This window comes from Saccharopolyspora hordei (genome assembly GCF_013410345.1).
GTDB classification, from domain to species: Bacteria; Actinomycetota; Actinomycetes; order Mycobacteriales; family Pseudonocardiaceae; genus Saccharopolyspora; species Saccharopolyspora hordei.
Genome location: NZ_JACCFJ010000001.1, coordinates 39361 through 55359, shown reverse-complemented (window position 1 = coordinate 55359; position 15999 = coordinate 39361). Strand labels below are relative to the sequence as shown.

The 15999-nt window shown below is 72.4% G+C and carries 12 protein-coding genes, 1 pseudogene and 1 riboswitch; of the genes and pseudogenes, 12 read left to right on the top strand and 1 reads right to left on the bottom strand.

The features are described 5' to 3' along the window. Positions 1–5: 5 nt before the first annotated feature. Positions 6–1283: an aminodeoxychorismate synthase component I gene (locus HNR68_RS00235; protein ID WP_179716457.1), complete on the bottom strand. Its 1278-nt coding sequence runs from the start codon at positions 1281–1283 to the stop codon at positions 6–8. An 84-nt stretch (positions 1284–1367) separates the two neighbouring features. On the opposite strand from HNR68_RS00235, the gene HNR68_RS00230 reads away from it, so the two are divergent. From HNR68_RS00230 to HNR68_RS00175, 12 genes and pseudogenes are all read left to right on the top strand, one after another. After that, on the top strand, positions 1368–2390 hold the full coding sequence (locus HNR68_RS00230) for a glycoside hydrolase family 183 protein (RefSeq protein ID WP_179716455.1): 1023 nt from the start codon (positions 1368–1370) through the stop codon (positions 2388–2390). A gap of 164 nt (positions 2391–2554) precedes the next feature. Then, positions 2555–3403, top strand: coding sequence for an esterase/lipase family protein (locus HNR68_RS00225; RefSeq protein WP_179716453.1), 849 nt, complete (start codon positions 2555–2557; stop codon positions 3401–3403). 149 nt (positions 3404–3552) lie between these two features. Further along, a complete protein-coding gene (gene metG, locus HNR68_RS00220; protein ID WP_179716451.1) occupies positions 3553–5346 on the top strand; it encodes a methionine--tRNA ligase in 1794 nt (597 codons plus the stop codon). Between the two features lie 115 nt (positions 5347–5461). After that, the gene (locus HNR68_RS00215; RefSeq protein WP_179716449.1) at positions 5462–6295 is read left to right on the top strand and encodes a TatD family hydrolase; all 834 of its coding nucleotides are present in this window, start codon (positions 5462–5464) and stop codon (positions 6293–6295) included. A 283-nt stretch (positions 6296–6578) separates the two neighbouring features. Next, positions 6579–6824 (top strand): annotated as a pseudogene (locus HNR68_RS00210) (transglycosylase family protein); the annotation flags it as partial. A 583-nt stretch (positions 6825–7407) separates the two neighbouring features. Continuing rightward, on the top strand, positions 7408–8889 hold the full coding sequence (locus HNR68_RS00205) for a transglycosylase family protein (RefSeq protein WP_179716446.1): 1482 nt from the start codon (positions 7408–7410) through the stop codon (positions 8887–8889). Between the two features lie 136 nt (positions 8890–9025). Beyond that, positions 9026–9895 carry a 16S rRNA (adenine(1518)-N(6)/adenine(1519)-N(6))-dimethyltransferase RsmA gene (rsmA, locus tag HNR68_RS00200; RefSeq protein WP_179716444.1) on the top strand — a complete coding sequence of 290 codons (870 nt, stop codon included), beginning with the start codon at positions 9026–9028 and terminating at the stop codon, positions 9893–9895. A gap of 174 nt (positions 9896–10069) precedes the next feature. Beyond that, positions 10070–10158: riboswitch (SAM riboswitch) on the top strand. A gap of 232 nt (positions 10159–10390) precedes the next feature. Further along, positions 10391–11410 (top strand): ATP-binding cassette domain-containing protein, encoded by a 1020-nt coding sequence (locus HNR68_RS00195; protein ID WP_179716442.1) that lies wholly within the window; start codon positions 10391–10393, stop codon positions 11408–11410. After that, positions 11407–12090, top strand: a complete 684-nt coding sequence (locus tag HNR68_RS00190) for an ABC transporter permease subunit (RefSeq protein ID WP_179716440.1) — start codon at positions 11407–11409, stop codon at positions 12088–12090. Before HNR68_RS00195 ends, HNR68_RS00190 begins: the two co-directional genes overlap by 4 nt. 80 nt (positions 12091–12170) lie before the next feature. Further along, on the top strand, positions 12171–12980 hold the full coding sequence (locus HNR68_RS00185) for a MetQ/NlpA family ABC transporter substrate-binding protein (RefSeq protein ID WP_179716438.1): 810 nt from the start codon (positions 12171–12173) through the stop codon (positions 12978–12980). Between the two features lie 156 nt (positions 12981–13136). Further along, positions 13137–14093: a 4-(cytidine 5'-diphospho)-2-C-methyl-D-erythritol kinase gene (locus tag HNR68_RS00180; RefSeq protein ID WP_179716437.1), complete on the top strand. Its 957-nt coding sequence runs from the start codon at positions 13137–13139 to the stop codon at positions 14091–14093. A 73-nt stretch (positions 14094–14166) separates the two neighbouring features. Next, positions 14167–15945: an ABC-F family ATP-binding cassette domain-containing protein gene (locus HNR68_RS00175; RefSeq protein WP_179716435.1), complete on the top strand. Its 1779-nt coding sequence runs from the start codon at positions 14167–14169 to the stop codon at positions 15943–15945. The last annotated feature ends 54 nt before the right edge of the window (positions 15946–15999 follow it).

The window sequence follows — 15999 nt, the reverse complement described above, 5'->3', positions numbered from 1 at the left end:
GGTGGTCAGGCGTGCGGCGTCTGGGTGAGGAGGTCGAGGGCCGGGGCGGCCTTGGTGAGGACCTCGTGCCACTCGCGGTCCGGGTCCGAGTCCGCGGTGATGCCGCCGCCGACGCCCAGGTGGAACACGCCGTCGGCGAGCTCCAGGGTCCGGATCGCCACGTTGAGCTCCAGGCCCGCGACCGGCGAGACCATGCCCACCGCGCCGCAGTAGACGTCGCGCGGCTGCGCCTCCAGCTCGGCGATGACCTCCAGCGCGCGCACCTTCGGCGCCCCGGTCACCGACGCGGGCGGGAACGCCGCGGCCAGCAGCGCCGAGTTCGGCAGCTCTTCGGGCACCTCCGCCCGCACGTCCGAGACCAGGTGCCACACCCCCGGGTGGGGCTGGACGTCCAGCAACCGCGGCACGGTGACCCGCCCGACCTCGGCGACCCGCCCCAGGTCGTTGCGCGCCATGTCCACGATCATCACGTTCTCCGCGACGTCCTTCACCGACGCGCGCAGCAGGTCGGCGTTGCGGTCGTCCTGCGGACCGCGGCGCGGCAGCGTGCCCTTGATCGGGCTGGAGTGCACGACCCGCCCGCGCCGGGCCAGGAACAGCTCCGGCGACAGCGACGCGACCGCGCCCCACGTCCCGGACACGCAGGCGGCCCGGGCGGGCCGGAACCGCGCGCTGCCCGCGGCGAAGACCTCCAGCGGATCTCCCCGGAACGGCACCTCGAAGCGGCTGCAGACGTTGGCCTGGAAGATCTCGCCCGCGCTGATCTCCTCGACGCAGCCCAGCACCGCCTTGGCGTGCTCGTCGGCGTCCGGCCGCCGGACCGGCCCGGCCGTCCAGCCCGCCGGCGGCGGGTCGTCCGACACGAGCAGGTCGGCGAGCTCCTCGACCAGCCCGGACGGCACCTCACCCAGGGCCTCGAACCACCACTGGCCGCTCGCGTCGCGCCGCAGCACGTGGTCGGCCCACCCCCACGCGGCGGTGGGCAGCCGCCGGGGTCGCGCGTGCTGACCGGGGTCGGTGAGGCCGTAGCCGAGGTAGCCGATCCAGCCACCACCGACCGGGCCCGGCTCGGCGGGCACCGGAGTGGTGTCGACCGTGGTGAAGGCCAGCTCGGGCGGCGTGGCGTCGATGCGCACCGAGGGGGCGAGCACGGCGGAGCCGCCGAACCAGTCGCCGGTCAGCGCCGCGGGCGGGGCGAGGCCGCGGCGGCGCGCGCGCACCGCCAACCGGCGGAGCACCTGCTCGGCGCTCGCCGTCCCGTCCAACGGCTGGGTGAAGGGCACGGCGCCAGTATGGCGTGCGCCCCGCGCCGCCCGACCACGCCCAGGACCGCACCGACCAGGGAGGACCTGACCTACCGTGGTGGCATGGTGCGCGTGCTGGGTGCCACACGGCTCGCCCGGATCACCGGGGAGGACTCGGGCAACCGCACCGCCAGCCGCTTCGGGATCACCGCCACGGACCTGGGGATCATGTGGGACGACGGCCGCGGCGGGGTGCTGGTGGCGTTCGGCGACACCTACGGCGCCGGGTGGGGCGGGCACGGCGCGGGCCCGAAGCGCGCCGACTGGCGGTCCAACGTCATCGCCCGGTCCACCAGCACCGACCTCGACGCCGGGCTGCGGTTCGACTGGGTGGTCCCGCGCGCGGACGGCACCGCGGGCCAGTGCGTGCCGGCCGACCGCAGCGTGCGCGAGCACACCGTCATCCCCACCTCCGGCATCGCCGTCGGCGGCCGCGACTACCTGCACTGCATGTCGGTGCGCCGCTGGGGGGTGCCCGGGGTGTGGCACACCAACCACGGAGTCCTCGCGCACTCCGACGACGGCGGCCGCACCTGGACCCGTTCGACCACGGCCGTGTGGCCCAACAGCGGGCAGCGCTGGTGGAGCCGGTTCCGGCGCCGCGACCCCGGCGGCCACCCGTTCCAGATGATCGCCTTCGCCGGGGTGGTGGACGGCCGGGTGCACCTGCTCGGCACCCCGAGCGGCCGGTTCGGGGCCGCGCGCCTGGCCCGCGTCGGCGTCGACGACCTGCTGGACCCGGCCGGGTACGAGTACTGGACCGGCACCGGGTGGAGCGGGGACGTGCGCGCCGCGCAGCCCGTGCTCAGCGCCCCGGTGGCGGAGCTGTCGGTGCAGTTCCACCGCCACGTCGACCGGTGGTTCGCGGTGCACCTGGACGAGCGCCGCGCGGCGATCGTGCTGCGCACCGCCCCGGAGCTGACGGGCCCGTGGACCGACGGCGAGGTGCTGGTGTCCGGCGCGCAGCACCCGGGGCTCTACGGGGGCTTCCAGCACCCGTGGTCGGTGGACGGCCCGGCGGTCCACTTCACCGTGACCCGGTGGGGTCCGTACAACGTCGACCTCTTCCGCGCCGACCTGGCCTGAGGCCATCCGGGTGAGGATCGATTCCGCGCGCGGGTCGCCTGCACAACGCTGCTGACCTGCGCTTTCATGCCTCTCCCCGTCGGTGTCGCCGCCAGTGGCGCGCGTCACTCCTCCCGGTCCGAGCCCGTTGAGCTTCGCGGACCACGCGGAGGAAGGGGTAGGACATGCGGACCAGACGTGCCCTGGCCGCGGTGGCGGCGCTGCTCGCCGTCACCGCCGCAGCCACACCGGCGACGGCGGAGCCCGCCGATCTGGCGCCGCCCGGCGTCAACGACTGGGACTGCCGGCCCAGCGACGAGCACCCCACGCCCGTCGTGCTGGTGCACGGTCTCGGCGGCTCGGCGTCCACGAACTGGGCGTACCTCGGCCCGGAGCTGGTCGCGGAGGGGTACTGCACGTTCGCGCTGACCTACGGTCGCCCGCCGCTGGTGCCGCCGGTCACCGGTGGCTTCGCGCCGATGGAGCAGAGCGCGCCCGAGCTCGCCGCCTTCGTGGACCAGGTGCTGGAGGCGACCGGCTCGGAACGGGTCGACCTGGTCGGCCACTCCGAGGGCACCGTGATGCCGCAGTACTACCTGAAGTTCCTCGGTGGCGCGGAGGAGGTGCGGCGCTACGTCGCGATCACCCCGCTCTACGACGGCACCACCCTGCACGACACCTCCGAGCTGCTCGACCGGCTGGCCGAGGAGATCCCGGTGGTCGGCGAGGTCCCGGACGAGCTGTGCGGGTCGTGCCGCCAGTTCTTCACGGACTCGGAGTTCATGCGGGAGCTCAACGCCGACGGGGCCGCGGTGCCCGGGATCGAGTACACGACGATCATGACCAGGTACGACGAGCTGGTCACCCCGTACACCAGCGGCTACCTGGACTCACCGGACGCGACGAACATCGTCCTGCAGGACGTCTGCCCGGCCGACCTGTCCGAGCACGTCGCGATGGCCTTCAACCCCCACGTCGGCCGCCTGGTCCGCAACGCCCTGGACCCGGCCCACGCCCAACCGGTCTCCTGCTGACCGAGCACCCCGCCGACCAGGCGCCGACCGACCCCGCGCTCGCGGTGAGGGGGCACGTCGGCGCCGGCGGGCAGAGCGAGGCAGGGCGCGCCGCGGAGAACCAGGAACCCGTTCGAGGTCACGTCGTTGTGAACCGTAGTCTGGACGGCATGAGTGCCTCTGTGTTGACCGCTGTGGCTTGGCCCTACGCCAACGGTCCGCGGCACATCGGCCACGTCTCCGGCTTCGGTGTGCCCTCGGACGTCTTCTCGCGCTACCAGCGAATGGCGGGCAACCAGGTCCTCATGGTGTCCGGCACGGACGAGCACGGCACTCCCATCTCGGTGCAGGCGGAGAAGGAGGGGCTGACCACCCGGCAGCTCGCGGACAAGTACAACCGGGTGATCGCCCAGGACCTGCAGGGCCTGGGCCTGTCCTACGACCTGTTCACCCGCACCACCACGGGCAACCACTACGAGGTCGTCCAGCAGCTCTTCCTCGCGCTGCACCGCAACGGCTACGTGGTGCCCAAGACCACCACCGGCGCGATCAGCCCGTCCACCGGCCGCACGCTGCCCGACCGCTACATCGAGGGCACCTGCCCGATCTGCGGCTACGACGGCGCGCGCGGCGACCAGTGCGACAACTGCGGCAACCAGCTCGACCCGGCCGACCTGATCAACCCGGTCTCGCGGGTCAACGGCGAGAAGCCCGAGTTCGTCGAGACCGAGCACCTGTTCCTGGACCTGCCCGCGTTCACCGAATCGCTGGGCAAGTGGCTGTCCACCCGCACCGGCTGGCGGCCGAACGTGCTCAAGTTCGCGCAGAACCTGGTCGAGGACATGCGCCCGCGCGCGATCAGCCGCGACCTGGACTGGGGCGTGCCGATCCCGCTGGACGGCTGGCGCGACCAGCCGATGAAGCGGTTCTACGTGTGGTTCGACGCGGTCATCGGCTACCTGTCGGCCAGCGTCGAGTGGGCCCGCCGCACCGGGGACGCGGACGCCTGGAAGCAGTGGTGGACCGACCCGTCGGCCAAGGGCTACTACTTCATGGGCAAGGACAACATCACCTTCCACGCCCAGATCTGGCCGACGCTGCTGATGGGCCACAACGGTCAGGGCGACAAGGGTGGGACGGTCGGCCCGTTCGGTGAGCTGAACCTGCCGGACGAGATCGTCTCCAGCGAGTTCCTCACCATGAGCGGGTCGAAGTTCTCCACCTCCCGCGGCACGGTGATCTACGTGCGGGACTTCCTGCGCGAGTTCGGTCCGGACACCCTGCGCTACTTCATCTCGGTGGCCGGCCCGGAGAACCAGGACACCGACTTCACCTGGGACGAGTTCGTCCGCCGCATCAACTTCGAGCTGGCCAACGAGTGGGGCAACCTGGTCAACCGCTCCATCTCGATGGCGGCGAAGAACAACGGCGCCGTCCCGGCCCCGACCGCGCCGCAGCCCGCGGACGAGGAGCTGAAGGCGCTGGCCCGCAACGCCTTCGACACCGTCGGCGGGCACCTGGAGCGGTCCCGGTTCAAGGCCGCCGCGCAGGAGGCGATGCGCGTGGTGTCGGCGGCCAACAAGTACCTGTCCGACCAGGAGCCCTGGAAGCTCAAGGACGACCCGGACCGGCGCGACGCGGTCTTGCACACCGCGCTGCAGGTGGTCTCGGACGCCAACACGCTGCTCACGCCGTTCCTGCCGCACTCGGCGCAGAAGGTGCACGAGCTGCTGGGCGGCACCGGGGTCTGGTCGGCGCAGCCGGAGCTGCGCGAGGTGGCCGACCTGGACGACGAGAGCATCGAGTACCCGGTGCTGATGGGCGACTACGCGGCCGAGCAGGCGCGGTGGGGGTCCACCGACATCGAGGTCGGCCGTCCGCTGAGCAAGCCGACGCCGCTGTTCGCCAAGCTGGACCCGAAGCTGGCCGAGACCGGCCCGGAGTGGGCCCCGATCGAGAGCTGAGCCCGGCGAGCCGAGGGGCATCCGCCGCCCGCGGGTGCCCCTCGCGCGCGTCCGGATGGATCTGCGAGCCCCGCAGTCGCCCCAGGACTGCGGTGACCCGCGTGGGAGAGGTGCGATGAGCAAGCGGAACCGCAAGCGGGAGCTGCCGCCGGTGCCGGAGGCGCTGCCCGCCTCCGCGGTGGACGCGCACACCCACCTGGACGCCTGCGGCGCGAAGACGCCGGAGGAGGTGCGCGCCGCGGTGGACCGCGCCGCGGCCGCCGGCGTCGGCCGGGTGGTCACCGTCGCCGACGACATCGCCTCCGCGCAGTGGGCCGTCGAGGCGGCGACCTGGGACGACCGGGTGTTCGCCGCGGTGGCGCTGCACCCGACCCGCACCAAGGACTTCACCGACGACGACCGCCGCGTGCTGGAGGAGCTGGTCCAGCACCCGCGGGTGGTCGCGGTCGGGGAGACCGGGCTCGACTACTACTGGGACTTCTCGCCGCCGGAGCCGCAGCAGGAGGCGTTCCGCTGGCACATCGACCTGGCCAAGCGCAGCGGCAAGCCGTTGATGATCCACGACCGGGACGCCCACCAGGACGTCCTGCGGATCCTCGCCGAGGAAGGCGCTCCCGAGAAGGTGGTCCTGCACTGCTTCTCCGGGGACGCCGAGTTCGCGCGGGCCTGTGTGGACGCCGGCTACGTGTGCTCGTTCGCCGGGACCGCGACCTTCCGCAACGCCGGGCCGCTGCGCGAGGCGGCGCAGCTGGTGCCGCTGGAGCAGATGGTGGTGGAGACGGACGCGCCGTTCCTCACCCCGCACCCGTTCCGGGGCCAGCCGAACGAGCCCTACTGCGTCAATTACACCCTCAGGGACCTCGCTGAACTCCGTGGTGTGACGCTGGAAGAACTCGTCGTAGCGACGACCGCCACCGCCGAGCGGCTCTTCGGGCTCGACCAGGTGTAACCCGAGCCCGCAACTCCCTACCGTCCGCGTCCTGGTAACGCGGCTCCGACCGCGCTCGCCTTGCGGTCCGCCGCGCCGTGCCTACCGTCCACTGTGGAAGCCGGGGTGGAGGCGCCCCCCGAGCTCCGCCGGTGTCGGCGGAGGCCTCCTGCCCGGAGGTGCGGCAGTCAGGATTGCGATGAGGTTCCGTGGTTTCGCGACGTCGACCGCAGCGGCGGCCCTCGCGCTGTCCGGTGCGGTGTCGGTGACGGCCGTGTCGCCCGGCACAGCGGAGGCCGTGGGTGTCTGGGACCGGCTGGCGCAGTGCGAGTCCGGTGGGAACTGGTCGATCAACACCGGCAACGGCTACTACGGCGGCTTGCAGTTCAGCCGCGCGACCTGGGCCGCGTACGGCGGTGAGCGGTTCGACGCGTACCCGCACCGCGCGACGCGGGAGCAGCAGATCGCCATCGCCGAGGTGGTGCGCGCGGACCGCGGGGGCTACGGCGCGTGGCCCGCGTGCGCGCGGAAGCTCGGACTTCCGAGATGAGGGGATCGACTCGCCTTGGGGTGCAGATCCCACGGTGAGGGGAGGGGAAGCCCGGCCCGAGCACGCAGAGCGCTCGGGCCGGGCTCGTTGCGTCGGGGCCCGACCGCCCTCTTCAGAGGGCCGTTCCGCGAGCTTGACAAGCGGTGTCGGTCTCGTGTGTTATGTCACCTCATTCGTCGGGCGGATCAGTTAACGCACACGCTGCGGTACCTCCGAACGGGGCAAATTCGCGCGATTTTGCTTACTGATCGTGGTTGGTTGCCTGGCAAAAAGGCGTAACTCAGGTCACAGGCGTGATCGGGCTCCTTGGCGGGCCCGCTTGGTCACGCTAGAGTCTCGGCCTCGTAACCGATGACAACCAGTCATGGGGAACGCCCGTTAGTCTCGCCGGTGTACGTCGGGGAAGCGGGCCGCGAGCAACGGAGCTGGCGGTCGGCTAGGACGGCAGTTGGCTTGCGGGAGTCGGATACAGACACGAAGCACGAAGGTTGTGCGCCTGCAGGAGCGAAGGGGTTGAGCGACGACATGACGCGACGCTCCTCCTGCACCAGCGCGACTTCCGCCTTCGGGAGGTAACGACCCTGTGAACGGACGCGGCGAGCCCAGTCACCCCCGGAACGACGGCTACTGGGCCGATTCCTTCGACTCTGCTACGGACTGGTTCACCCCGGTCCAGGCCGCTGAGCCGCGCACCGCGGTCGGTCTGCTCGACCGGCCCCAGCACGAGCGCTACCCGGCCGAGGACCACCCGAGCTTCCCGCCCGGTGCGCTGGAGATCACCCCGGCGGACATCTACGACGCGCTCGGCCCGGACGCCGAGGACGTGCTCGCGACCGCCGAGATCGACGTCGACGAGGTCATCCGGCTGATCAACGCCGAGACCACCGTCCTGCCGCCGCTGGTCCTCCCCGACGTGCTGCCGGAGGCCGAGGAGGACGGGGAACCTCCGCAGGAGGTCGTCGAGGCGATCACCGACTGGAAGCGGCGCTTCCTCAAGGGCGCGGTCGCCGGCGTGCTGCTCACCCTCACCGGCACCGGCGGCGCGGCCGCCGCGATGGACAAGTCGGTGACCGTCGAGATCGACGGCCAAGAGCGCACCATCAACACCTACGAGGACACCGTCGGCGAGGTCCTCGAGGACGAGGGCATCCAGGTCGGCCAGCACGACGCGCTGAGCCCCTCGCCGCAGGCCAAGGTCGGCCACGGCGACACGATCACCCTCGACCGCGGGCGCCTGCTCAAGGTCAACATCGACGGCGAGGTCCGCGAGGAGTGGGTCCGCTCGGTCACCGTCGGGCAGGCGCTGAGCCAGCTCGGGGTGTCCACCGAGGGCGCCTGGATCTCCGCCGACCGCAACATGGTGGTCCCGCACGAGGGCATGGAGCTGGTCATCAAGACCAGCAAGGACATCACCCTCATCGACGGCGACGGCGAGCCGCGGCGGCTGACCACCACCGCCGCCACCGTCGACGAGCTGGTCAAGGAGCAGGAGCTCCAGCTCGGCCCGGAGGACACCGTCACCCCGGGCGGCGACCAGCGGCTGGTCAGCGGTGCCGAGGTGCGCATCGTCCGCACCAGCAGCACGGTGATCAACGTGACGATGCCGGTCGAGCCGCCGGTGCGCGAGATCGTCGACAACACGATGTTCAAGGGCGAGGAGCGCGTCGAGTTCCCCGGCGTGCCCGGCGAGAAGATCGTGACGATGCGCGTGACGACCGAGAACGGCGAAGAGGTCAAGCGCGAGACCGTCGGCGAGAAGGTCGTCAAGGAGGCGCAGGAGAAGGTCGTGCGCGTCGGTGGCAAGCAGCCGCCGAACGGCGCGGTCTGGGACAAGCTGGCGCAGTGCGAGGCCAGCGGCAACTGGTCGGCCAATTCCGGCAACGGCTACTACGGCGGCCTCCAGTTCAACAAGTCCACCTGGGACGCCTACGGCGGCGACCAGTACGCCCCGTACCCGCACCAGGCCAGCCGCGAGCAGCAGATCGCGGTCGCGGAGAAGGTCCGCTCCTCCCGCGGCGGCTACGGTGCCTGGCCGCACTGCTCCTCGAAGCTCGGCCTGAGCTGATCGCGGCGCTGCCCGCGCGTGCGGGCAGGCCGCCCGGACTGCACGCCCTGGTGCCGTGCCCACGGCGCCAGGGCGTTCGCGCTCCCGGCCCACCTGGTCGCGAGGGCCGCAGTGGCGTGCGGGTACGTTCGTCGACGTGGACGACCAGCAGGCGGCGCTGCTCGGCCCCGCCGACGTGCGTCGGCTGGCCGAGGAGCTGAGCATCCGCCCGACGAAGAAGCTCGGGCAGAACTTCGTGCACGACCCGAACACGGTGCGGCGCATCGTGGCCTCGGCGTCGGTGACCTCCGAGGACGTCGTTCTGGAGGTCGGGCCCGGGCTCGGCTCGCTGACGCTGGCCCTGCTGCCCGCCGCCGGCGCGGTGACCGCCGTCGAGATCGACCCGGCGCTCGCCGCCCGGTTGCCGCGCACCGCGGCCGAGTTCGCCCCGGCGCTGCGCGACCGGCTCACGGTGCTCGAGGCGGACGCGCTGCGCGTGCGCGCCGCGGACTTCCCGGCGCCGCCGACCGCGCTGGTCGCCAACCTGCCCTACAACGTCGCCGTGCCGGTCGTGCTGCACCTGCTGGCCGAGCTGCCGAGCCTGCGGCACGGGCTGGTCATGGTGCAGGCCGAGGTCGCCGACCGGATGTCCGCGCGGCCCGGTGGGCGCGTCTACGGCGTGCCGAGCGTCAAGCTCGCCTGGTTCGCCGAGGTGCGGCGCGCCGGTCCGGTGCCGCGCACGGTGTTCTGGCCGGTGCCCAACGTGGACTCCGGGCTGGTGGCGTTCCGGCGCGTGGAGCCGCCGTCGAGCGCACCGCGCGCGGAGGTCTTCCGCGTGGTGGACGCCGCGTTCGCGCAGCGGCGCAAGACGCTGCGCGGCGCGCTGGCCGGGTGGGCCGGTTCGGCCGCGCGCGCGGAGGCCGTGCTGCGGGCGGCGGGCATCGACCCGACGACCCGCGGGGAGCAGTTGCGCATCGCTGACTTCGCGCGGATCGCGGAGGCCGCGGCGGCGGAGGACGCCTCCTGAACCACCCGTCCGGGCGCTTGCGGATCGCCGCAATCTTGCTACTGGGAGTCACCGGAACACCGGGTCCGGGGAAGAAATTCCCGCTCGTCCGGATGTGTGACGTTGCAAACTGTTTCGGAAAGTGACGACTATCAACTTGCGCCGGAATCCGCCAGTGGGTTCTACTGTCCGGGAAATCCATCCCGAGCGGCCGAGAGACCTGGCTCAGTGACGCCGCAGCAACCACCCGGACGGGCAGGTGCTAACGCCAGGACCGATGGAGTAGCTGTGGATTCCAACGCGCTGCTCGCTGCCGCGAGCCCCACCCGGACACCGGCCCCGTCCTCCAGCCGCATCCGGATGCTCCTCACGCAGCGTCGCGTCATCGACCACGGGCGGCGCACGACCTCCGCCTGTCGTCGCGAGAGGTGACCCAGCCCCTTCCCTCCACCCGGAGCCCCTGGCCCGCTGCTCCGTGCTGAGCGCGGCCCGACGCGAGCTGATCTGGAGCCGATCGTGATCACAGTCGAGAACCTGACCAAGTCCTTCCAGCAGAACAACGGCACGGTGCGCGCCCTCGACGGCGTCACCATGGAGGTTCCGGCCGGCGCGGTGTGCGGCGTGGTCGGCCCCAGCGGCGCAGGCAAGTCCACCCTCGCTCGGTGCATCGCGCTGCTCGAGAAGCCGGACTCGGGTGCCATCCGGGTGGACGGCACCGACCTCGTCTCCCTCAGCGGCAAGGCGCTGCGCGCCGCGCGCCGGCAGATCGGCGTGGTGCCGCAAGGTGATTCGCTGCTCCGGCAGCGCACCGCGGCGGGCAACATCGCGCTGCCGCTGGAGGCGGCCGGGATGTCCGGGCCGGAGCGGCGCAGCCGCGTCGGCGAGCTGCTGGACCTCGTCGGCCTGACCGACAAGGCCTCGGTCTACCCCGACCAGCTCTCCGGCGGGCAGCGGCAGCGGATCGCGGTCGCGCGGGCGCTGGCCGCCAAGCCCTCGGTGCTGCTGGCCGACGAACCGACGTCCGCGCTGGACCCCGGCACCACCGACTCGGTGCTCACCGTGCTGGACCGCGCCCGCGCGGAGCTGGGCGTCACCGTGCTCGTGGTGACCCACGACATGGCGGTGGTGCGCAAGATCGCCGATGACGTCGCGGTGCTGGAAGGCGGCCGCGTGGTGGAGCACGGCAAGGTGCTGGACCTGGTCGCCGCGCCGGACAGCCGGGTGAGCTCGACGCTGCTGCCCGCCACCGACCAGGCCGAGCCGCTGCGCCCGACCGACGGCCGCCACGACGTGGTCGCCGAGGTCGTGCTGGTCGGCTTCGCCGCGGTGGGCGCGCTGCTGCCGGAGGCGGCGAGCCGGTTCGGTGTCGAGCTGGCGATCCTCGGCGGCGGGCTGACCCGCCTCGGGGACACGCCGGTCGCGAAGTTCAAGGTCGGCCTGAGCGGCGAGCGCGCCGAGGCCGCGCTGAAGTGGATGGTCGAGCGCGACGCGCACGTGCGGCGCGCTCCCGTGTGCGTTGACGGAGTCGCTGCGTGAGTGATGTGACCCCCTGGTCGGAGGTCTTCGAGATCCTCGGTGAGGCCACGCTCGGCACGCTCTACATGGTGTTGGTGTCCACCCTGCTGGCGGTCCTCGGTGGGCTGCCGCTCGGTGTGCTGCTGCACCTGAGCTCGCCGGTCGGGCTGAACCCGAGGCCCGCGCTGTACCGGGTGCTCGGCATCGTGGTCGATGTCGTGCGCTCGGTGCCGTTCGTGGTGCTGCTGGTGGTGCTGGCGTCGTTCACCCGGCTGCTGATCGGCACGTCGATCGGCAGCACCGCGGTGATCGTGCCGCTGACCATCGGCGCGATCCCGTTCTTCGCGCGGTTGACCCAGAACGCGTTGCGCGAGGTGAGCTTCACCGTCGTGGAGGCCGCGATCACCACGGGATCCAGCCGCCTGCGGATCGTGTGGACCGTGCTGCTCGGCGAAGCGCGGGCCGCGCTGGTCGGTGCGGTCGGCGTCACCGCGGTGGCGCTGATCGGCTACGCCGCGATGGCGGGCGCGATCGGCGGCGGTGGCCTGGGCACCACGGCGATCCAGGACGGCTACCAGGGCTACGACGACCGGCTGCTCTACGGCTCGGTCCTGGTGCTCGCGGTGCTCGCCTTCGGCATGCAGCTGATCACCGACCTCACGGCCAAGGCGGTCGACCGCCGTCGCACCGCGGCCGGCTGATCCTCCGCGACGGCTGATCCCCTCTCCCTCCTCGTTCGGGACCCCGTCCCGTTCTGACGTCCAGAAAGGACACTGCCCTGATGCGTCTGCGCTTCGCTGCCCTGGTGGCCGCCGTCGGTGTGGCGCTCGCCGCCTGCGGTGGCGGCCCCTCGGCCGCCGAGGACCCCAACGCCCCGATCCGGGTCGCGGTCAGCCCGACCCCGCACGGCGAGATCCTCGAGTACGTCAAGGACAACCTCGCCGAGAAGGCCGGGATCGACATCGAGATCGTCAAGTTCGACGACTACAACCGGCCCAACGAGGCCGTGGCGCACGGCGAGCTGGAGGCGAACTACTTCCAGCACGTCCCGTACCTCGACGAGTACCGCAAGCAGCGCGGTGGTGACTTCGCGTGGGTCGCGCCGGTGCACCTGGAACCGCTGGCGGTGTACTCCAAGCAGCACGAGTCGCTGCAGGAGATCCCCGACGGCGCGACCGTGACGCTGTCCAACGACCCGGCCAACCAGTTCCGCGGCCTCAAGCTGCTGGAGCAGGGCGGGCTGATCAAGCTCAAGCCGGACGCCGCGGTCGGCACCCGGTTGGAGGCCGCGATCGCGGAGAACCCGAAGAACATCGACTTCAAGGACCTCTCGCCGGACCAGCTGCCGCGCTCGGTGGACGACGCGGCCGCCGCGGTGGTCAACGGCAACTACGCGATCAAGGCGAACCTGAAGGACCCGGTGCTCGTGGAGAGCGCGGAGAACAACCCCTACGCCAACGGTCTGGTGACCACCCCGGCCCTGGCGGAGGACCCGCGGATCCAGAAGCTGGCCGAGCTGCTGCGCTCGCCGGAGGTCAAGAACTTCATCAACGAGAAGTGGGGCGGCGTCGCCGTCGTCCCGGCCGACTGACCAGCGGACAGCGGTGGGAGGGCACCCTCCGGGCCACGGCCCGGGCGGTGCCCTCCGCTGCTGTGGTGCGGCCGACGAGTCCGCCGGGACGGGCGTGTTGCGCAGGGAAGTCGGCGGCGGGGTTCCTCGGGCACGTACGCTCTAGGAGTGCTCTCCGTGGTTCCTACCCCCATCACCGTCCGCGTCCCGGCGAAGGTGAACCTGCACCTGTCGGTCGGTGACGCCCGACCGGACGGCTACCACGAACTGGTCACCGTCTTCCAGGCGCTGTCGATGACCGACGAGGTGACCGTGCTGGTCGCCGAGGAACCCGGCATCGACGTGCACGGCGAGGGCGCCGACTCGGTGCCCACCGGCGCCAGCAACCTGGCGTGGAAGGCGGTGCAGCTGCTCGCCGAGCACAGCGGCCGCGACCCGGAGGAGCCCGGGGTGCGGCTGTCGATCAACAAGGGCATCCCGGTCGCCGGGGGCATGGCCGGGGGCAGCGCGGACGCGGCCGCCACGCTGCTGGCGCTCAACCAGCTCTGGCGCCTCGAGCTGGGGCGCGACGAGCTCAGCGAGCTGGCCGCGAAACTGGGCAGCGACGTCCCGTTCGCGCTGCAGGGCGGGACCGCGCTGGGCACCGGGCGCGGCGAGCGGCTGGTGCCGGTGCTGGCCCGGCACACCTTCCACTGGGTGATTGCGCTCGACCGGCGCGGGCTGAGCACCCCCGCCGTCTACACCGAACTCGACCGGCTGCGGGAGGAGACCCGGCCGAACCGGGTCGGCGAGGTCGAGCCGCTGCTGGAGGCGCTGGCCTCCGGCGACCCCCGCCAGCTCGCGCTGCTGCTGGGCAACGACCTGCAGGCCGCCGCGGTGTCGCTGCGCCCGGGCCTGCGCCGCACGCTCCGCGCGGGCGTGCAGGCGGGCGCGCTCGCGGGCATCGTCTCGGGCTCCGGCCCCACCTGCGCGTTCCTGTGCACGGACGCGGACTCGGCGGTGCGCGTGGCCGCGGAGCTCTCCGGCGCGGGCGTGTGCCGGACCGTCCGGGTGGCGCACGGCCCGGTGCCGGGCGCCAAGCTCGTGACCGAGGAACCGGCCCACCGCCCCACGCCGCCCCAGGTCCACGCCTGACCTCGCAGCGCACCCCGCACGCCGCGGTCGCGCGCGACCGCGCAACGCAGTCGATGGAGTAGACGAACACTCGATGGTGAACCTGGTCAATCTCGAATCGGTCCACAAGAGCTACGGCGTGCGCCCACTGCTGGACGGGGTGTCCCTGGGCGTCTCCGCGGGCGACCGGATCGGGGTCGTCGGGCTCAACGGCGGCGGCAAGACCACGCTGCTGGAGGTGCTCGCCGGCCTCGCCGAACCCGACGAGGGCCGGGTGAGCCACGGGCGCGACCTGCGGATGGCCGTGGTCACCCAGCGCACCGAGCTGCCCGAGGGCGCGACCGTGCGCGGCGCGGTGCTCGACCCGCTCGGCTTCGCCGCTGAGCACGAGTGGGCCGCCGACGCCACGGTGCGCTCCGTGCTCGCCGGGCTCGGCATGACCCGGCTCGGGCTGGACACCCCGGTCGAGGACTTCTCCGGCGGGGAGCGCCGCCGCGTCGCGCTGGCCGCCGCGCTGGTCCGCGACATCGACCTGCTGGTGCTGGACGAGCCCACCAACCACCTCGACGTCGAGGGGGTGCGCTGGCTGGCCGACCACCTGCTGGAGCGCAAGTGCGCGCTCGTGGTGGTCACCCACGACCGCTGGTTCCTGGACACCGTCTGCACCCGGACCTGGGAGGTCGTCGACGGCCGCGTCGAGCAGTACGAGGGCGGCTACGCGGACTGGGTCTTCGCCCGTGCCGAGCGCGCCCGCATCGCGCAGGCCGCGGAGGAGAAGCGGCAGAACCTCGCCCGCAAGGAGCTCGCCTGGTTGCAGCGCGGTGCCAAGGCCCGCACGTCCAAGCCGCGCTACCGGGTGGAGGCGGCCGAGGCGCTGATCTCCGACGTGCCGGAGCCGCGCGACTCCGCGGAGCTGGTCGCCTTCGCCAAGCGGCGGCTGGGCAAGACCGTGCTGGAGCTGGAGGACGTCGACCTGCGGGTCGGCGACCGGACCTTGCTGGACGGCGTGACCTGGCGGATCGGTCCGGGCGACCGGCTGGGCGTGGTCGGCGTCAACGGTTCCGGCAAGACGACGCTGCTCAAGCTGCTCGCCGGCGAGCGCGAGCCGGACGCGGGCAAGCGCATCGAGGGCAAGACGGTGCGCCTGGCCCACCTCACGCAGGAGCTGCACGACCTGCCCGGGCACTGGCGGGTGCGGGAGGCGATCGAGGACGTCGCCGAGCGGGTCACCCTCGGCAAGCACGAGCTGACCGCCTCGCAGCTGGGGGAGCGGTTCGGGTTCGGCAAGGGCCGGCAGTGGACGCCGGTCGAGGACCTCTCCGGCGGGGAGCGCCGCCGGCTGCAGCTGGCCCGCCTGCTCATGGGCGAGCCGAACGTGCTGGTGCTGGACGAGCCGACCAACGACCTGGACATCGACACCCTGCAGCAGCTGGAGGACCTGCTCGACGGCTGGGCGGGCACCCTGGTGGTCGTCTCGCACGACCGGTACCTGGTGGAGCGGGTGTGCGACAGCGTCTACGCGCTGTTCGGCGACGGCAAGCTCACGCACCTGCCCGGCGGCATCGACGAGTACCTGGCGCGCCGGAAGTCGTTGCTGGCGGCCGAGGAGGACGTCGGCAAGCAGGCCACCGACGCTCCGAAGCCGCGCGGTCTGTCGGGCGCGGAGGAGCACGCCGCCCGCAAGGAGCTCGCGCGCTGCGAGCGGCAGCTCGACAAGCTCGCCGACCGCGAGCAGGCGCTGCACGAGAAGCTCGCGGAGGCCGCGACGGACCCGGAGCGGCTGGCCGAGCTCAACGTCGAGCTGCGCGCGCTGCACCAGGAGAAGGACGACGTCGAGGCCCGCTGGATGGAGCTCGCCGAGCAGCTGGGCTGATCCCGGCCCGTCACGCGATCGTGCCACGGGAGCCGGGAACGTAAGCTCCGTCGC